The sequence below is a fragment of the Eubacterium sp. AF19-12LB genome (genome assembly GCF_003479125.1).
In the GTDB taxonomy this organism is placed as follows: Bacteria; Bacillota; Clostridia; order Lachnospirales; family Lachnospiraceae; genus Eubacterium_U; species Eubacterium_U album.
Genome location: NZ_QUGP01000006.1, coordinates 194478 through 213751 on the forward strand (window position 1 = coordinate 194478; position 19274 = coordinate 213751).

Here is a 19274-nt window from a genome sequence, read left to right on the forward strand (position 1 = left end):
ATTCGCCGACTCTTACTCTTTATCTTTTTTTGTTATACCCATGGCTTCGCCATGTAATCACTTCGAATCCGCTTCGCTTCTTCTCAGTGATTATGCATTCGCCAAATACTTTCAGCTTTTTTTGCAAGCAAAAAGCTGAAAGTATTTGGCTCATTGCGTATAACAAGAAAAGCCTTTCAAATAGATTACTCTACTTGAAAGGCTTCTTTAGTGAACAGGTCGTTCCACTTGTAATTCCCCAATTACATTATTATTTTGTATACACCTCATACGGAAAACCTGTCTCTTATTAGTCCCAATACATATATTTCCAAATGCTACACTCAACGTGTACCTTCTAATTGTTAATTATTTGTTGACGATTGAAATTAATGTTTTCAAATCGTATCTGTTAAACTTATTCTATTTGAAGAAAAATTTAATTATTCTCCAAATTGTATCCATTGCACATGTATCAATAAACATATCTTTTACCTCTTCCAAACTTACTTGTTTGTTTCTTTCTGAATTTAATTGTATCTAATATTTCTTTTAACTGCAATCCATATGTTCTTAACGCAGTTTTTTTGTTCTTAACGTAGTAAAATCTGTTACGAGTGTAAGTTTTCTGTTCTTAACTTAATCATTTTCGTTCCTAACACATCTACTTCTACATAACCTTCTTACTATCTTTAATTAATCATCAACTTACTTTATCCGCTAACCTTTATATTCACGACCCGTTCAATAAAATTAAATTAGCATTTCTAACAAAAATCTGCCATCAACATATTTGATTTGCATTGTGCCGTTATATTTATCCACTACCCTCCTTATGTTTGAAATACCATATCCATGGTTCTTTTTGTCCTTCTTTGATGTATTTATATTTTTCACATCCACCGGCTGTGATGTATTTTCTATTTTTAAAATTATTCTCTTTTTGTGGTTCTGAATTGTTATTCCTAATTCTTTCTTTCCTTCAAATCGACTAAAAGCCTCTTTAACATTATCCAATGAATTTGCCAGAATAATACATAAATCAGTTTGTTCTATTCCTACTGACTGTGGGAATTTTCCAAGAATCTGAATTTTAACATCATCACCATTTTCCTGTTTGATTGCCTGTACTTCGCCATTAATAATGTAATCCGCAACCACATTTCCTGTCTTATACGTAAAATGTACATCTTTTCTATTTATTAGTTCATTTACATAGTCTCTTGCCTGCTCAACATCATTTTCATTTAACAATGCTGATATTGCATTATAATGCTTATTAACATCATGCCTGAAAGCCCTTAATTCACTATCTTCCGTTATAAGTCTCTCATAATAATTTTTTTGGTATTTCATACACTCTTCATTCAAATCATTAATTTCCATTAAGATTTTTCTTGAGTTTACTACATACACAAACATAACACTCATTGCAATTATTATGACTAAAAATATAACTGCTACAATCATTGCCATTCTTTGAATGCTCAATGTCATTTCACCTAAATAAGCACCCTGAATACATGCAACTACAATTCCTAAAGTTCCCATTACAGCGATAACAAAAATAAGTTCTTTAATCTTTATATTCCTTATTACCTCAGCAATATCTTTTCTTCGTTTATACAAAAATATTGCTGCCATAAAAATTACTATAACTCCTATGCAATTACCATAGATATAAATTTTTCGTTCATAATCAGCATAATCATTTCCAAGTGAAGTAATTCCAACCAGTATCAGCCAAACCATTAAATCTATAAGCGATACTAAAACAAACTCTATAATGAATCCTCTTATAATAGTCTGTATTTTTTCATCAAACAGCACTAAAAGAATTACTATTTGAAATATAACTTCTGCTGTAACAGTAGGCTTATTTACATTAAACAAATAAGCAGCCGTCAAACCTAAAATAGGTATTATTGCATATCTTAATTTACTCTTTCGCAAATTAAATCCCATAATGCCAATTGGAAATACTATGTATTTAATGAAGCTTAAAAATGTGCTTAACACCTTTAATCCATAAATCATTAGCAAAACCTCGCATTCTCTATACAGAAGCTGGTGTATTTTTTCTCAACAGACGCTTTTAATCTGCTACTAATCTGAAGAACTGTTCCTCCATGCATATACACTTTACCATTCTTCATTTCTTCCACCTGTTCCATGTTAACCAGACATCCTCTGAAAATCTTTATAAATCCTACAGTTTCCAATCTGTCCTCTAAGGCTTTCATACTTTCTCTCAGTAAAAATTCCTGTCCGTCTGTAAGATACAAATTACAATAAATATGCTCTGATTTAATGTATTCAATATTTCTACTGTCTATGCCTTCTATAAGAACTGTTCCTCTTACTATCTTTAAAGCTCTCTCTAAAACTACCGGCAACTGATCTTCTATGTATTTCTTTGTAACAAATCCAATAACATTTACTCCAAATGCCTGAGCCATCATCTCTTCATGGCTCGTTGCAAAAATAATTACTGTATTACTCTTTGCATTCTCTAATTTTTCTTTTACTGCAATACCACCTACCATAGGCATTTCGATATCAAGTATTAAAATATCTATGTTCTGATCAGTAATTTCCTGTCCGTCTTTATATTTTTTTATAATTGTTTCTTCGTTGTATTTCTTCGTGACGTCTTTACATACTCTCTCTATTCTTTCCCTCATTATATTATCGTCGTCACATATTCCTATAAACATATTTCATTTCTCCTAAATAAAAATCGTCTATATTTTATCTGTTTGTATTATTTTTATTTTTCGTATCTATAATGCATACACAATGCCAATTGCATCTTGCGACCCATCATTATTTTATTAAAATACCCTACTATATATTTTAATATAAATACAAATATCTTCAACTGTTTTTTATCGACTTTTCCGATTACTTATTACTTTTTCCTACTTTTTTAATCTATCAAAATAAAATCTTTATATAAATATGTTGTTTCTATAAAAAATACCTAAAAAAACACTTTTTTGTGTAATTTCAGGTATCTCTGATTTATTATTTTCTTCCAAATAATGAAAACTTCTTTTTTTCATATGGTTGTGTTTCTATCGACAATACCTTATATCCTGTATCATCAATAGCTTTCTTTACAGCCTCTTCATCTATCTTGTCTTCTGAAATAATTTCCGTTATTCCCTTACCGTGAGAAGATGTTACTTTTTTTAATGGTACTGCTTTTCTTACAGCCTCATTAACATGACTTTCACACATTCCACACATCATTCCATCTACTTTTACAACTGTTTTATACATAATTATGCCTCTTTCTCATACCCTATAGGGGTATAGTTTTTTTTTCATTCCATACTATATCGCTATGATTATGTATTGTCAAGCAAATGTAGATAAGCCTTATTATTGTCTACCTTCTTCTTTCAAATATGCCTTTTCCTATGCAAGGTGCCATATCTAATACGGCACCCGCATAATATTTGAATGAAAAAGAAATGAGTCATTTCCTGATGTAGGTGTTTTTAATGTGAAACTACAACGTAATTTCACTTTAGACATCTTATTTAACACTATTTAGTTTCCCAGACTAATTAATGACACGGAGTTATTAAGATGTCTTCTATCAAAATATGAACTTGTAGGCTTTTAACTGACTTATTTAAGCCTGTGATTGTATAATAACAAAGCTTAGTCAATTTCAAATATATTCCATGTAAAATTTATGGAAAATTTTACATATAAAAATTGCTAGCTTAACAATATCCTATCATTATCAAATTCTTTTTGTTTCTTCATTGAATACATCTTAATCATGTCTTCCATTGTCATGTTGTCTCTTTCATCTCCTGACAAATCAAGAAGTATTTCCCCTGAATCAAGCATAATCGTTCTTGTTCCTGTTGTTAATGACTGCTTCATGTTATGAGTAATCATCATTGTTGTTATATTATTTTCACTTACAATTGTCTTTGTAATGTCCATAACCTTCTGTGCCGTTGCAGGATCAAGAGCTGCTGTATGTTCATCTAACAGTAATAATTTAGGAATTGACAAAGTACACATAAGCAGTGTTACAACCTGTCTCTGTCCTCCTGAAAGCAAACCTATTTTTGTTTTCATTCTGTCTTCAATCCCCATATTATAACGTGCAAGATTTTCTCTGAAAAATTCAACTTTCTTTTTAGTAATTGCTCTTGCAAATGGATTTGAACCCTTAGATGCTCTTGAATATGCTAAAGCAAGATTTTCTTCTATTGTCATATTAGGAGCTGTTCCTTTCATTGGATCCTGAAATACTCTTCCAATAACTTTAGCTCTTGAATGTTCACTGTCATAAGTTATGTCTTTCCCATCAAGCAAAATATGACCTGAATCAACCATAAAACTACCACATATAGCATTGAACAATGTACTTTTACCGGCTCCGTTTGAGCCTACAATTGTTACAAATTCGCCATCTTCTAACTTAAGGCTCATATTGTTAATTGCTACATGCTCATTTACTGTCCCTTTTTCAAATGTCTTTGAAATATTCTGAATATCTAACATTATTTCGCCGCCTTTCTCTGTTTTGTCTCTGCAATTTTCTGTTTTATTGCAGGAACCGCCAGTGTAATTGCTACGATTAATGCACATGTAAATTTCATAAGATTACTGCTCAAATCTCCAAATAAATTTTCTCTAATTACAAATGCAACAATTATTTTGTAAACAATTGAACCTACAACTGCTGAAATCATTCCAATAGTTGCTCCTCTTTTTCCAAATACGGCTTCACCTATAATAACTGCAGCCAAGCCATATATAAGTGTTCCATTTGCTGTATTTATATCTGCATATCCAACACTTTGTGATGCCATTGCTCCTGCAAGTCCTATTAAGGCATTTGCAAGCATAAGTCCTATAATCTTTGTTCTGTCAACATTAATTGAAGATGCTCTGACCATATCAGGATTATCTCCTGTAGCTCGTATACAAAGTCCAATATGTGTCTTAAAGAACCATATTATTAATGATAAAACTACGATTACAATTATCAAACTAACTACTGATTTTACAACACTTGTTTCAAATTGTCCTCGAATTGCAAATATCTCTTTTACTTTTTCAAATATAGTAATCTTGTTATAACTTAAGTTCGTTGTTGCACCTTTTTCCGTAAGGGAATAACATACAAGATTTATCGAGTACAATCCACTCATTGTTATTATTCCCGCAAGTACAGGATGTACCTGCAACTTAGTCTGCAATAAACCTGTAATTGCTCCTGCTACTGCTCCTGCCACAATTCCTGCAAATAATGCAAGAATAGGGTGTCCGTTTAATGCAACTAATACTGAAATAACTGCTCCGAATCCAAAACTTCCTTCTGTTGTCAAATCAGGTATATCTAATATTCTAAGTGATATATATATTCCCATTGCCAACAATCCATAGATCAAGCAATCCGGAATGTTTGATATATAATACTGTAATTCAATCATCTTTGTTCCTCTTTAGTTCTCAATTAACTTAACTTCATAATCTGTTTTAATGTTATCTTCGCTAATTCCTAATACTTCCATTGTAGCTTTGTTAACTGTGCAATAATCAATTCCTACAACCTGTGCCGGAATATCTTCAACTTTCTTTCCATTTACATAGTCCATTGCAATATCAACTGTTTTCTTACCAATTCCCTTATCATCAATTGCTAATGTTGCAAAACAGCCTGAAACAACTGTTGTTGCTGATGAACAATATGTTGGAATTTTCTTTTCTTTGCAAATATCTGTTAATGTACTAATTCCGTCCTGAATAATTGAATCATTTGGAATAAATATCATATCTACACCTTCTGCTACTAATGCATTTGTTGCAGATTCTACATCATTTGATGTTGGTGCTGTTTTTTCAACATATTCAACGCTTGTTTTGTCTAAATATTCTTCACACTGCTTTGCTGTGTTTGTTGCATTATCCTCATTTCCGCTATAAATGATACCAACCTTCTTTGCCGGTGTTACTGACTGAGCAAAATCAATAATGTCTGATACAGGAATTGCATTAGATGTTCCTGTTGCATTCTTATCCGGTTTATCCATGTCTGTAATTACTCCTGCTGCTACAGGTGCTGATACAGCACAGAAAAATACAGGTGTATCTGTTTCTGTATTAACCATAGCCTGTGTAGGAGGTGTGGCAATAGTAAATACCATATCATATGTTCCATCTGTCATATTTGTCACAATTGTTGTAAGTGCTGTTGAATCGCCTGCTGCACATTTATATTCTATCTGTGAATCCTCATATCCCTGTGCTTTTAATTCATCAATAATACCATCTCTCATATCTGTAAAAGCTCCATTTTCAATCATTGAAACTACACCAACTTTTACTTTTCCATCTCCATTAGTGTCCTTTGAATCAGTCTTTCCTGAACTGTTGCTTCCGTTTCCTCCGCATCCTGTAAATGCTGTTGCTACCATTCCTACTGTTAATAAAACGCTCAAAACTTTCTTCATCTTTCTCATCTTTTTTCTCCTTTTCTTCACTTTGAGTTTTTTAACAATCTGGATAACCTCTAGAGTATTTATTGCATAAAAAAATCCTTAACAATAACACTTAACAAAATGTTATCATCAAGGACGAAAATACTAAAATAATATTCCGCGGTGCCACCTTGATTCGTAAGAAAAATATCTTACACACTCAACGAGTACTATCATACTCTGTGCAACTTACGTATGCCTTCACGTCACAGAATACTAACAAATATAATGCTTTGTTCTGTGCCCTCTGCGGTCCATTTATGTGAGCTGCGTTCTGCAAGGATTCCACCAGCCCTTGCTCTCTGTAAGTGCACGATTCACTTTTACCTCCGCATCAACGGTTTTAATGGTCATCTATATCGTTGTTTTGAATTATAACGCTATAAAAAATACAAGTCAATTATTTTTTTATATTTTTGCCACCTAAAATTTTACACTAACTTATATTTTCTATACGTTTAAATTTTTGCCGTGAAGCAAAATTTATTTCTACTTAAAATTTGTGATAGTGGATTTTAGGCTTACATTATTTTCAAATAAAAATTAAGCATATACTAAAAGATGCCGAAACTATTGAGTGCTACGCACCACAATTCCGGCATCTTTTTTTAATTACTTAACGAATTTATTATCTATATCTTTTACAGATTTTACTTTTTTGTACTTCTGCTCTTTTGCTGCTTTTTCTTTAATTTTATCTAACTCTTTGTTCCACGCTTTTGTACCCGACTCATTGTTTACATCCGTACCTGGCTTCTTAACATAATCACTTTCCAATGATTCAACGTACTTTTGAATTGGCAACTGCTTCTGATATACTTCTTTTTCATAAGCCCAATACTCATCTTCTGAATCAAACTGTGCTATCACTTTTTTTACATCATCGGCATTCTCAGCTTCATCTGACATTTTCTTCAAATCAGCAATATAATTATCCACTTCTTCATCTGTAACATCAAAACCTGCTTTTATTGCCTTAACATACATTGCATTAAATTCTTCCATATATTTTACAGCTTCTTTTTCTGCCGTCTTCTCACTTTCTCCCTTAAGCATATAAAAAGCCTTTGAAACTTCTATTTCCCTTTTAGTTATTAAAATATCTTTCCCACACTCAAATATTTCATCTGATGCAGAATATGTTTGTGCTGCCGGTCCGTCAGTTGCAATTCTAAATTTACCTTTACTTCCTGATGTTTCATTTTTGCTGTCATCACTTAAAATTTTACCCCATTGTGACATTACATCATTACCACCAAGTGCAGTCTTTATTGGAAAATAAGCTATAACTCCTGCAACAGCTACACATAATGCAATAATACTGATTTTCTTTTTCATAAAACCACCTCCAAAGTTCTTCCTACTATTTCATTTTTTCTAATTTGCCCATTGAGCAGGCAACCATTTCTTTTGTAATTTTATAAGGATTATGCTCTATATCTTTCATGGCAACTGCATTTTCAGCCAATTCTTCTAACTTGTCCTTTCCAAATTCTAAATCTGCAAGGCATGTTGGAAGACCTACATCTTTACTAAACTTATACACTTTTTCAAAGTCTTCTTCATTCTTATCTACAAGCAGCAAATTTAATACACCATAACTTACTACTTCTCCGTGCAAATGATTCTTTTCTATGTGCGGATATGCCGTAAGAGAATAAAATATTGCATGGGCAAGTCCTGTGTTGTAATCAATTATATGCTCCGCTGTCAAAAATATAGATGCAATACCTGTTGAAACTATAATTGCTAATACAACCTGTTCATAGGCATATGAAACTTCCTGCGCATTATTTGATTCCATTGCTTCTTTTCCATATCGAAGAACCGGTTCATAACACATTTTACTTACATCTACACCCATCTGTGTATAGTGATTTAATTCTTCTCCTCTTGAAGACATTGTACTTTCAAAGTACTTTGCCATAGTATCACCCATTCCTGCCCACATATATCTTGAAGGGGAATGTACTAAAATATCCGTATCAATAAATGCATGTACCGGTGGTGCCTGAAAGAAAAACGGTTCTTTAAATCTTCCATCAGGATAGTACATAATGGAAACACTTGTGCAGGCAGAACAGTTTGACGCTATTGTTGGGAATGAAAATACAGGTTTACCACATTTTACCCCAAGACATTTTCCAGTATCTGTTGATTTTCCTCCACCAATTGAGAAAATCATATCTGCCTGTTTTACCAAATCATTTTCCATTAATTTTTCTACATTTTCGTAAGTTGCTTCTCCACCATACCAGATAAAATCTAACATTTCTAATTTTGATTCTTTGCAGGCTGCTATTATTTTATCCTTTGCGGCTGCAATTGCTTTATGCCCACCTATAGCAATAACCTTTGTACCATATGGCTCACAAATTTCAGGTATTTTATTATATATTTTATCTCCAATTGAATAACTTGGAAGATGCATACTGTAATTTTCCATTTATTTTATGTCTCCTTTGCTAAAGTAAAATTAATATTATAGGTAAAGGCAGATTATAAATAGCTCTGTGAATATTCCTAAGTCATTCACAAAATGAGCATCAATCCTTTATGCTTTTGCCCTATCATATAAAGTATAGCACAAATCAGAGAATTTTTTCGCTTAATAAAAACATTGCTTATTTAACGTTTTAGCGATAATATTTTTAATGACTATCTACACATTTACAAATTCCGGAGGTTTTTCAAATGATAAATATATCCGTTCTTTTTAATCAGCTCATTATGCTTTTTTTAATTATATGTACCGGATATCTTGCATATAAATTACAATATTTTGACGAACTTACTAATAAGAAATTAAATAAACTGGTTGTAAATATAACCCTACCCATGACAACAATAGATTCTGTTTTGTCTATGGCACAACGTCCTAAAGGTTCAACTGTGTTATTCGTATTTATTGCTTCAATTGTTTTATACGCAGTATTACCTATTATCAGTTTTATAATAATTAAATTAATTAAAATGCCTTTCAATACACAAGGCATATATACTTTTATGCTAACTTTTTCAAATGTAGGATTTATGGGTTTTCCTGTTATTCAGGCTGCATTTGGCTCTGAGCAGGGAACTACCGCTGTATTTTATGCAGCCATTCTCAACATTATATTTACCTGTTGTACATTTACTTATGGAGTAGTTTTAATAGGATATGGGACTGCGAAAAAGATGGCCTTTACGTTAAAAAGCATATTATCTCCAGGTATAATATGCTCTTTGCTTTCCATTGTAATTTATGCATTAGACATAAGTTTTCCTATTCCTATAACAAATGCAATATCAATACTTGGTAATCTGACCTCACCACTTGCAATGATGTTAATTGGTTCAACGTTAGCATCTATGAAAATAGGTGAAATATTTAAAGATAAAAGAGTTTACTTATTTACATTTGTCAAGCTAATTATTATTCCACTAATTTGTTATCCATTATTTCAACTATTCATTAAAGATACTTTAGTTAGAAATGTCTTTTTTATTGAATCACTAATGCCTGTAGCAAATACAGCACTTATATTTGCCACAGAATATGATTTAGACAAAAAATTAACTTCAAGAACTATTTTTTTAACAACACTTTTATCTCTATTTACAATCCCTGCATTTTTATATTTATTTGCAGTTTAATCTATTTTATAATATAGAATCTTCTAATTATTTTGTGTTTGGTGTCTTTACAAAAAAAATCAGAATCAATATTGCGTTTATTAAATTCACAATATTACTTCTGATTTTTTTACTAAAAGTGTATTTTATATTTATAAATTTTTATAAAATTGTTGTTCGTTATAGTTAATATAAACTTATTTGGTATATTAAACTGCTTATTCTATATCTTATATTCTCTAAATAACCATGAACAAAGTTCCTGACGTGATAAGTATGCATCCTATAATTGATTTTGATGTAAAATCTTCATGTAAAAATACAAAAGCCATAATCAAAGTTATTACTACACTTAATTTGTCTATTGGAACTACCTTTGACGCATCTCCCATCTGTAATGCTTTATAGTAGCACAACCATGAAGCTCCTGTGGCCAGCCCTGACAAAATCAAAAATATCCAACTTTTCTTTCCTATTTCCGTAATTCCCGATTGATTATTAGTCAGAAATACCATTGCCCATGCCATAATTAAAACTACCAGAGTTCTTATGGCTGTAGCCAGATTAGAATTAACTCCATCTATTCCAACTTTAGCAAGTATAGATGTTAAAGCTGCAAATACAGATGACAAAATTGCAAATACCAACCACATTGTCATTCACCTCTATCTTCCGCAACAATATTTATATTTCTTTCCACTTCCGCAAGGGCATTTATCATTAGGATAAACTTTCTTTGTCTTAACAACCGGCTGATTAACTAATCTTTTGCCCATATTGTCAAATGTCCAAGGAATTGAATCATCTATTCTGCTAGGATTAGAAATTACCTTTCTTGCTGCTTTATTTTCGCCGGTGTTTTCTTTAACTACAGAACTTACTAATTCAACATTAGAAGGGCCATTAGGAAGTTCTCCATAAACACCTATTGTATTTATTTCCTCAACAGTTGGAATATAATATTTACTTTCATCTTTTATAGAATTGTCTTCTGAATCAGACAATCTCTTATGAGATACAACGTTATCATTAACTTCAAATTCATTATATACTTCCGGTATACTTTCAATTCTGTTAATTAACTCTTCTGTGCTTTCATTATAATTAATTCCATCTTTCATAATCTGCATAAGCAAATCTATCGAAATCTTTCCATATAATACACACATTGTTCTCAAACTGCTTAATAAGAAACTGGTCACTTTACGTTTCTCATTAAACTCTTTATTTTCTATTTTTTCAAGTACTGCCTGAACTTCTACCGGCACTACTATTTCACCATTATTCATTCCGCCTAAATAACCGGCTGCATATAATTTTTCATATAAAGCATCGTTAGACTTTCCACCTTCAGTTGAAGTAATTTCTTTTTTAACTGCTTCAATTTCTTCATTTGTAAGATATTGGAAATATTTTTCTACTTCTTCGTCATTCAACATATGTTCTACAATTTTATCAATCAATTGTTCTTTATTAAGTGTTGAATAACCTCTTATCTTTTTCTGCTTAGCAATGTCTTTTAATTCATTTTTGAGAAAATCATTAAAAATTTCTTTTAAAGCTGTACCTTTTTTCATTAATTTAAATCCTCTCTTCTAAACGTTTAATATTTCCCTAGTTCGCGTTGATAAGCTCTTATATTATCTGCTATTTTCAACTCTAAGAACGCTTGTTTGCCGATAAAAGTATAGCAAACTCAATTATTTTTTTCAATTGTTTTATTAAATTGAAGGTTATCATTCATATAAACCATTAGTTAATTTTTCAAATTTTATATTTCCTATTTCTAAATTTTATACTTATTTGATTTTTAATTCGTCAAATATTGAGTATGTATCACCAATATTTCTTTTAAATTATATGTTTTTTTACTAAAAAACGCACATTTTTTCATATTATCAGCAATTTCCTGTATTTTTTCATTTAAACAACATACCTTTTACTTTTTTTCTTTAATTCGACAAATATCTTTCTATACTCTACACATCTTTGGGTGTGGTTTTAGTGTGAATTTATTTCATTACTATTCCTGCCGTAAATCTTATGGCAGAAGAATGGAGAATTAATATGCAAAGTCTTATCGATGAATTAAAAGATGAATACGGCTACAGCAGTTATGATATAGCAATGGTAAAATATGTACTTACAAGCATCTTTTATGAATTTTCAAAACTTATTATTTTCGGTATATTTTTTGGATTTTTAGGTTATTTTAAATCATTCTTAGTTTCTTTGATTTTGCTTTTATTTTTAAGAATTAACATCGGCGGAATTCATTGTAAACATTATATTACATGTTTTTTATTAACATTTGTCGTTTTATTTTCTTCAATTATACTACTTCCCAAACTTTTATTTGTAGCACCTATATTAATAATTTCCATATGTACAATATGTATGATTATCAATTATAAAATAGGTCCAATAGCGTCACCGTTCAGACCTTCGCCTGACAGTATTTTGATTAAGAAATGTCGAAATACCGGATTTGTTATAATTTTTATTTTTATTATTTTTGTTAGCTTTTTCCATGAATTCAGCTTATTTGCTACATACTTTCAAGTTGGATTCTGGACTATTGTGTTACATACAGCGCAATTATTTATTGCTAAAATCTCAAAAAAGGAGGAATGTGCTAATGCGTAAATTCAAACTTTCTACTTTAAACACACTTTGTACATTGTGTTTAGCATTATCATGGGGTTTTAAATTTTCAAAAGTTAGCTTTTGTTTCTTTGGGGAACCTAAACTTCCTCGCAAAGAAGACTTTGAATAATTAACCTTCATAATCTTTTACTCCAAAAAATCTGCCTTCATTGACACACCCGACAGTCTGTATGACCGTCATTACAATGAAAGGCAGATTTTTATTTGTTGATTATTACGATGTAGACACAAAATTATTATGTTGTGGCAAAAGGCCTCAACTTTGATGCCTATGGAATTTATTTTTCAATTATTACTGAAAACTTTATTGTATTTCCAATTTTAGTCATTATGTTTTCTACTAAAATATCAAACTTATATTTATCCTGATATTCTTTTATTTTGTTAAGACCAATTCCTCTATCTTCACCTTTTGTAGAATATCCTTTTTCAAACATCTTAATTATCTCATCCTCCGTACAATATGTATAAGGATTTGAGACCTCAACTATTACTTTCTTTTCAGTTTCAGCTATTTTAATTGTAATGTTTTCTTTTTTTTCACAGTCATTATTGCCCTTTACACTTCCTTCATTTCCACACTCATTATTATCTTTTATATTTTCCCGGTTATTTTGTGTAGTTTTATTTGAAAGAATTGCATCTCTTGCATTATCTATTAATATTCCAAGAATTTCTATGAAATCATAAACTGATATGTATTTAAATTCTCCAGTGCATAAATTTACATCATACGTTGTTTCTACACCCATATTTTCAGTTTCTTTTAATTTGCCAAATAAAAATCCTGCGATAATAGGTTCATTAATTCTATATAAAATACTATTATACTTATTTTCTTCAGAGATTCTGTTCTTATATTCATTCTTTCGCTGTTTTATCTTTTCATTGTTTTCTTCATTTTCCAGAGCTGATAAAGCAAGCAAATGATTATTAAAATCGTGCTGATTTTTACGTACAACATCTATCAGACTTTTAAAGGAATCATTATATATTCTAGTCATTTCTAACTGCTTTTGCTTTAATTTAACTTCGTAAGTTGACTGCTGCCATCTATAGATGGCAAATATTACTATAACAAACAATAATCCTCCTGTAAGATATGCATCTGTCATAATAAAATTGTCTTTTTTGAACTTATAAAGATAATATGCAAGAATTAATCCATTTACTAATATACACACCATCCCCCTCTTTTCTTTATCAACAATTATATTGTGTAATATCCTATATAATTTTGATTTCTGTGAAAAGAATACAAATATCAGAACAGCTATGTTTATAAACAATGCCATAAAATTTTCATTTTTAATGAACTTATAAATAAGAAGACTTGCAGGTATGTACATTATCATTTGCGTAACTGATACAATGAGCATTGTCAACATGCAGTTATAAACAGAATTTACAATACTGTCACCAAACTGAAGCATCGAATAAATAATGAAAAACAAATACATTATTAACATTGTCTCTTTAAAAAGCACTTCTTCATTAACTAAATACATATAAATTATCTCTAAACTTATAAAACTTAATGTATAAATGGAAATTATATTTTTTCGACCATATAAGTTATGTATGCATATTATTACAGATATTATTTCAAAAAAATAAATTAAAATCTCACTCATTTTTCAACCTGCTCATAAATTCTTTTTTTAATCTAGGGCCTATTTCAAGTTCTCCATAATTATTTATAAGTTTAATATATCTGTTAACTGAGTCTATACTTAAAATATAGTTCATATTTACAACAACATGTTTATTACATTGTGCAAAATTGTTATCTCCTAACTCCTGAATAATACTCTTACATGACGCATATGGTGCCTTATGTACTCCATCTGTGCAATGATATTCTATGTACCTGTTTCTGTTCTCTACATATACAATATCTTTTGTCTGAAGTGAGAACAAAATTCCGTCTCTTTTATAATATATTATCTTCGATTCTTCCTTCGGAGTTTCAAATTCTAATACTTCTTTAACTGTATCCATAAGTTCATTGATGTCATAAGATTTTTCAAAGTAGCGATAACAGTGCAAATAACTGTATGAATGTAACTTAGGGTCTTCTAAAGATGATGTGATTATAATTGGTGTAAATTTGTATTCAGGTATGGTTCGTATTCTTTCAACGAATTTAATTCCTGACACATCTCCTAAAGCATTTGTATCAAGAATTATATCCACTATAAATACGCTTATATTTTCTTCTAACGCATATTTATATGCCTGCGCACTATCTTTTGCCTTGTAAACATTTATGTCGGTAATATTTGATAATTTGCTACAAATCATATCCATGTATTGTTCACTATCTTCTATAACCAGAATATTTTTCTTCTGCACTGTCATTGATTATTTTCCTCTTCTTTTAGGTTTTTACTCATATTGGTTCTGTAAAATTCAGCTCATTTATCAATGATACTATGGATGTGTGCGTTTTTTCAAGTTACAATAATTTTTTATTTTTCTTTTTTAATAAAATACTTGCTCTTATTCCAATATGGCTATCTATAACTCCGATACTACTTAAATCCTGTAGCAATTAATTCTGGTAGTGTTTAGCCTGAGTATTGTACATATTAAAATAAAATCCGTTTGTATTTTCCATTAATTTGTCATGACTTCCGTCCTCAATTATTGTACCACCATCAAAAACTATTATTCTGTCGCAAAATCTACAGGATGAAAGTCTATGGGATATATAAACTGCGGTTTTTCCACCAACAAGCTTATCAAAGTTGTTATAGACTTCAAATTCAGCGATTGGATCTAAGGCTGCTGTAGGTTCGTCAAGTACTACTACCGGTGCATCCTTATACAATGCCCTGACAATTGCAAGCTTCTGAGCCTGACCACCTGATGGTTCAACTCCTGACTCATCAAACATTTTATAAAGGTTTGTATTTTGCTTATTTTCCAAAGAATTAATCCAACCGTCAATCTCTACTATTTTGCACAGTTCATTAATCTTATTTTCAACATTAGAATATTTATTCTGTCCCATATCGCCATTGGCATATTCTTTCTGTCCTATATCGCCATTGGCATATTTATTCTGTCCCATATCAATATTATCCTTTATGGAAAATGCCATAAGCCTGTAATCCTGAAAAACTACTGAAAGTAAATCTAAATATTTAGAGTATTCTATATCATTTATATTTACTCCATTTACAAGAATTTCTCCTTCTGTAACTTCATATAATCTGCAAAGAAGTTTTATGAAAGTTGTCTTTCCTGCACCATTTTTTCCTACTATTGAAAGATGTTCTCCCGGATGTATTGATGTATTTATGTTTTTTAAAATATAAACATCTGTATTAGGATATTTAAAACTTACATTTTTAAATTCTATAGATACACCATCATTAACATTTGGAACTTCTGCATTTTTACTTTTCTCATATTTTATATCAATTTCAGCTTTTTCAATATAATCAAGATAATATTTTAGAATTGATGCTGTATACTTTAATCCCATTAATCCTCTTGAAATATTATAAAGTGCTTCCGTAAACTTAATAACTGCCTGTGTAAGGCTGCTAAAATCTCCGATTGTAATCTTTCCTGTTAATGTATTTACACCAAGAATAATATAAACTGCTATATTACAAATCTCCGTTGATGTTATTGAAATTTTTTCATTATTCCATATTTTTTTCATGCTTCTTTTTGAAAGATTATATTGCTTAGTACTTTGTTCCTTCTGGTTATCAATAATCATATTATCTGCATTATAAATTCTAATATCCTTGGCATACTCACCTGTTGTAAGTTCATCCAGATAATAATCAACAACACGGTCTATTTCCATTGCTTCAGAGAAATAATTTTCCTTTAATTTTGTTGTTTTCATTGTCATATATGTATTAATAACGAAACTTAAAAATACAGGAATAAGTAACCATACTGAGCAATTAACAACTATATACATAACCCCTGCAAGCACTAATATATTACTTATAAGTCCTACGATTCCGTCTGTAAGTCCCTGTATAAGGTTAGTTTGTTCAAATGCGCGGCCCGCTTTATTTACACTGTCTAGCATTTCAGAATTTTCAGTATACTCAAACTTCATTTGCATAGTATTAAAACTTATTTCCATTTGAAGCATTCTGTCAAAACGGTCATTACAATAATTCTGCTTCTCATTTGCAAACTTTCCTACTACTGCATAAAGATAAGTTCCAATGCAGATAAAAGCTACCCAGAAAATTATCATACCAATGTTTCTGTTCTGCTCATATACGATTTCATTAATTAAATATTTTGAGCCGATAATAGAAACAAAAGGTCCTGCTGTGTTAACTATAACTGACAACAAAATATAAAAGTAATAGATTGGAAGCTTTTTCCATGCAAACTTTGCAAAATATCCGGTGCAAAAAGCTATGTCTTTAATTCCACTAAATAATTTTTTTAGCATGTTACTCCCTCCTTCTCACTTTTGTAATACTGTGCCTGAATCTGAAACATATCACTATATTTTCCGCCAGTTTTCATTAATTCATCATGTGTTCCCTCTTCAATAATTTTTCCATCCTCAAACATAACTATTTTGTCACAAAATCTTGTACTTGAAAGTCTGTGTGAAATGAAAATTGCAGTCTTTCCCTTTACCATTTCATTAAATTCCTGATACATCTTATCTTCTGCAAGTGCATCAAGTGCTGCCGTAGGTTCATCAAGTACAAGTACATCCCTGTCACTGTACAATGCTCTTGCCATAGCAAGTCTTTGTCTTTCTCCACCGGAAAGATCCACTCCGTCAGGATCAATAATTCTAAGAAGTTTTGTGTCGATTTTGTTTTCGTACCTGTTAATCTTCTCATCTAAATCACTTCTTTTTAATGTTTCCATAACCTTGTCTCTATCAGTTTCATTATCAGATTTCATTGAAATGTTCTGCCATACAGGGAAAGCAAATATTTCTATATTCTGAAATACCGGAGCAAAGATATTAAAATATGATTCTCTGTCAAACTGTTTTATATCAACTCCATTAAGTAAAATTCTTCCCTCTGTTGGTTCATATAGTCTCATAAGAAGCTTTGTGAGAGTAGTTTTTCCTGCACCGTTTATTCCTACTATTGCAAGCTTACTTTCTGCCTCTATTGTGAGGTTAAGATTTTTAAGAATAAATTTATCATGTCCCGGATATTTAAATGAGACATTTTCAAATTTAAATTCGTATTTTTCTAATTTGATATTCTTTATTGTTCCCTCACCCTTTTGATAGTCAGGTATATCCTCTGTCCAATCCATAAATGTTCTAAAATCATCTAACTGCATTCTGTTCATATTCATCCACACAAGATTGCAAAACAGATCAGTCATGGCTGTTGAAAATGCAGCCACTAATCCAATATATAAAACAAAATTAGAAATACTCATGCCCCTAAACATAATCATGTAAATAAGCACTGAATATAGCAATACATTTTGAATTAACCTAAGCATACTCATTTTTGCTTCACACATAATCCACTTACTGTGATGTTTTTTGCAGGCAGCATAATATATTGTGTTAATGTCATTCCACATATTCTGTATAAACTCCTGCATTTTAAACAGTCTTATGTCCTTAGCGTACTTAAAGTCTCTTGCTGTATTTGAAAAATAACTATTTTTTCTATAATTAGATGCCATAGCATCTCTAAATTCTGTCTTGCTCCACTCCATTGTTGAATCTAAAATTTTATAGATAAAAAACGAAAGTGTAATTATAACAAGTACAAGCACCGGATTAACTAAAGCTATGGCAAAGCCGGAAATAAATACCATGGTAAGATTGGCAATTATGTTCTGCCCTCTCATGCAATATCCATGAATTCCCTGATATGTATACAATGCCTGTTTTGATCTTTGAGTTAAATCAAGGAAATCCGGATTTTCCATATTTTTAAAATCCGTTGTAAATGATTTTCTAAGATATTTTGAAACTATACCTTTGTACACGTTTTCCCACTGATATTCGCAAATATAACTAGCCTTATAGGCAATAAGATTAAGTATAAGAGTTGCCACTCCCACTATTACCATCACCTTAATCATTACGTCTGTACTAACCTTTTGCTCTACCAATGCTAAAGCAATTTTTGGTATATAAATTCCAATAAGATTGTATAATGAGATTAATATTCCACCGGCAATAACCGCTATAATAAATATTCTGCTAAAACTCCACGTCAGCTTAACTGCAAACATGAAATTATTAAGCATTCCATGCTTAGTTGACTGAATTCCTTTTTGTTCCCTATCATGGGATGCAGAAAAGAAATTTTTAAACCTCTCCAATATTTTATTCATAACCTCTCCTTTTTTGTTTTCAGAATATAATTTTCCAGTAATTATTTTGCTTCAGATTTTTCTATCATACCTTAAATTTTTTCTTTTTTTGCCACAATGTAATCATTTGTGTTTTATATGTAATCATTTGTAAAATATTTTTCGCATTTACAAATATCAATATAATAATTGCCCGAT

At 30.7% G+C, this 19274-nt stretch carries 15 protein-coding genes; 1 reads left to right on the forward strand and 14 read right to left on the reverse strand.

Annotated features, from left to right (window positions below; all coding sequences use genetic code 11):
- Positions 1–732 precede the first annotated feature (732 nt).
- The 8 genes from DWX29_RS08005 to DWX29_RS08040 all read right to left on the reverse strand — a co-directional run bounded on the left by DWX29_RS08005 (position 733) and on the right by DWX29_RS08040 (position 8940).
- Positions 733–2016, reverse strand: coding sequence for a GHKL domain-containing protein (locus DWX29_RS08005; RefSeq protein WP_022087920.1), 1284 nt, complete (start codon positions 2014–2016; stop codon positions 733–735).
- Entirely contained in the window at positions 2016–2696 is a 681-nt protein-coding gene (locus tag DWX29_RS08010; protein WP_022087919.1) for a LytTR family DNA-binding domain-containing protein, read from the reverse strand. Before DWX29_RS08010 ends, DWX29_RS08005 begins: the two co-directional genes overlap by 1 nt.
- A gap of 310 nt (positions 2697–3006) precedes the next feature.
- Positions 3007–3264 carry a heavy-metal-associated domain-containing protein gene (locus tag DWX29_RS08015; RefSeq protein ID WP_022087918.1) on the reverse strand — a complete coding sequence of 86 codons (258 nt, stop codon included), beginning with the start codon at positions 3262–3264 and terminating at the stop codon, positions 3007–3009.
- Between the two features lie 447 nt (positions 3265–3711).
- A complete protein-coding gene (locus tag DWX29_RS08020; RefSeq protein WP_022087917.1) occupies positions 3712–4512 on the reverse strand; it encodes an ATP-binding cassette domain-containing protein in 801 nt (266 codons plus the stop codon).
- Positions 4512–5447 carry an ABC transporter permease gene (locus DWX29_RS08025; protein WP_022087916.1) on the reverse strand — a complete coding sequence of 312 codons (936 nt, stop codon included), beginning with the start codon at positions 5445–5447 and terminating at the stop codon, positions 4512–4514. The genes DWX29_RS08020 and DWX29_RS08025 overlap by 1 nt, the downstream gene beginning before the upstream one ends.
- Positions 5448–5459: 12 nt before the next feature.
- Positions 5460–6476, reverse strand: a complete 1017-nt coding sequence (locus tag DWX29_RS08030; RefSeq protein ID WP_118565577.1) for an ABC transporter substrate-binding protein — start codon at positions 6474–6476, stop codon at positions 5460–5462.
- Between the two features lie 630 nt (positions 6477–7106).
- Positions 7107–7832: a hypothetical protein gene (locus DWX29_RS08035; protein ID WP_022087914.1), complete on the reverse strand. Its 726-nt coding sequence runs from the start codon at positions 7830–7832 to the stop codon at positions 7107–7109.
- Between the two features lie 25 nt (positions 7833–7857).
- Positions 7858–8940, reverse strand: coding sequence for an iron-containing alcohol dehydrogenase family protein (locus DWX29_RS08040; RefSeq protein ID WP_118565578.1), 1083 nt, complete (start codon positions 8938–8940; stop codon positions 7858–7860).
- Positions 8941–9188: 248 nt separating this feature from the next.
- Between DWX29_RS08040 and DWX29_RS08045 the strand changes: the two genes are divergently transcribed.
- On the forward strand, positions 9189–10130 hold the full coding sequence (locus DWX29_RS08045) for an AEC family transporter (protein ID WP_118565579.1): 942 nt from the start codon (positions 9189–9191) through the stop codon (positions 10128–10130).
- 218 nt (positions 10131–10348) lie between these two features.
- Here the strand turns inward: DWX29_RS08045 and DWX29_RS08050 are convergent, their stop codons facing one another.
- The 6 genes from DWX29_RS08050 to DWX29_RS08080 all read right to left on the reverse strand — a co-directional run bounded on the left by DWX29_RS08050 (position 10349) and on the right by DWX29_RS08080 (position 19097).
- On the reverse strand, positions 10349–10762 hold the full coding sequence (locus DWX29_RS08050) for an EamA family transporter (RefSeq protein ID WP_022087911.1): 414 nt from the start codon (positions 10760–10762) through the stop codon (positions 10349–10351).
- A 12-nt stretch (positions 10763–10774) separates the two neighbouring features.
- Positions 10775–11686 (reverse strand): SEC-C metal-binding domain-containing protein, encoded by a 912-nt coding sequence (locus tag DWX29_RS12945; protein ID WP_118565580.1) that lies wholly within the window; start codon positions 11684–11686, stop codon positions 10775–10777.
- Positions 11687–13054: 1368 nt separating this feature from the next.
- A complete protein-coding gene (locus tag DWX29_RS08065; protein WP_158574520.1) occupies positions 13055–14284 on the reverse strand; it encodes a GHKL domain-containing protein in 1230 nt (409 codons plus the stop codon).
- 118 nt (positions 14285–14402) lie between these two features.
- Positions 14403–15137, reverse strand: a complete 735-nt coding sequence (locus tag DWX29_RS08070; RefSeq protein ID WP_022087906.1) for a LytTR family transcriptional regulator DNA-binding domain-containing protein — start codon at positions 15135–15137, stop codon at positions 14403–14405.
- Between the two features lie 193 nt (positions 15138–15330).
- Positions 15331–17214, reverse strand: coding sequence for an ABC transporter ATP-binding protein (locus DWX29_RS08075; RefSeq protein ID WP_118565582.1), 1884 nt, complete (start codon positions 17212–17214; stop codon positions 15331–15333).
- Positions 17208–19097 (reverse strand): ABC transporter ATP-binding protein, encoded by a 1890-nt coding sequence (locus DWX29_RS08080; protein ID WP_118565583.1) that lies wholly within the window; start codon positions 19095–19097, stop codon positions 17208–17210. The genes DWX29_RS08075 and DWX29_RS08080 overlap by 7 nt, the downstream gene beginning before the upstream one ends.
- Positions 19098–19274: the final 177 nt, after the last annotated feature.

What these genes read in the sequence shown, in the direction of transcription:
- DWX29_RS08005 (WP_022087920.1), bottom strand. Translation starts at nt 2,016, where the DNA reads ATGATTTATGGATTAAAGGTGTTAAGCACATTTTTAAGCTTCATTAAA.
- DWX29_RS08010 (WP_022087919.1), bottom strand. Translation starts at nt 2,696, where the DNA reads ATGTTTATAGGAATATGTGACGACGATAATATAATGAGGGAAAGAATA.
- DWX29_RS08015 (WP_022087918.1), bottom strand. Translation starts at nt 3,264, where the DNA reads ATGTATAAAACAGTTGTAAAAGTAGATGGAATGATGTGTGGAATGTGT.
- DWX29_RS08020 (WP_022087917.1), bottom strand. Translation starts at nt 4,512, where the DNA reads ATGTTAGATATTCAGAATATTTCAAAGACATTTGAAAAAGGGACAGTA.
- DWX29_RS08025 (WP_022087916.1), bottom strand. Translation starts at nt 5,447, where the DNA reads ATGATTGAATTACAGTATTATATATCAAACATTCCGGATTGCTTGATC.
- DWX29_RS08030 (WP_118565577.1), bottom strand. Translation starts at nt 6,476, where the DNA reads ATGAGAAAGATGAAGAAAGTTTTGAGCGTTTTATTAACAGTAGGAATG.
- DWX29_RS08035 (WP_022087914.1), bottom strand. Translation starts at nt 7,832, where the DNA reads ATGAAAAAGAAAATCAGTATTATTGCATTATGTGTAGCTGTTGCAGGA.
- DWX29_RS08040 (WP_118565578.1), bottom strand. Translation starts at nt 8,940, where the DNA reads ATGGAAAATTACAGTATGCATCTTCCAAGTTATTCAATTGGAGATAAA.
- DWX29_RS08045 (WP_118565579.1), top strand. Translation starts at nt 9,189, where the DNA reads ATGATAAATATATCCGTTCTTTTTAATCAGCTCATTATGCTTTTTTTA.
- DWX29_RS08050 (WP_022087911.1), bottom strand. Translation starts at nt 10,762, where the DNA reads ATGTGGTTGGTATTTGCAATTTTGTCATCTGTATTTGCAGCTTTAACA.
- DWX29_RS12945 (WP_118565580.1), bottom strand. Translation starts at nt 11,686, where the DNA reads ATGAAAAAAGGTACAGCTTTAAAAGAAATTTTTAATGATTTTCTCAAA.
- DWX29_RS08065 (WP_158574520.1), bottom strand. Translation starts at nt 14,284, where the DNA reads ATGTATTTAGTTAATGAAGAAGTGCTTTTTAAAGAGACAATGTTAATA.
- DWX29_RS08070 (WP_022087906.1), bottom strand. Translation starts at nt 15,137, where the DNA reads ATGACAGTGCAGAAGAAAAATATTCTGGTTATAGAAGATAGTGAACAA.
- DWX29_RS08075 (WP_118565582.1), bottom strand. Translation starts at nt 17,214, where the DNA reads ATGCTAAAAAAATTATTTAGTGGAATTAAAGACATAGCTTTTTGCACC.
- DWX29_RS08080 (WP_118565583.1), bottom strand. Translation starts at nt 19,097, where the DNA reads ATGAATAAAATATTGGAGAGGTTTAAAAATTTCTTTTCTGCATCCCAT.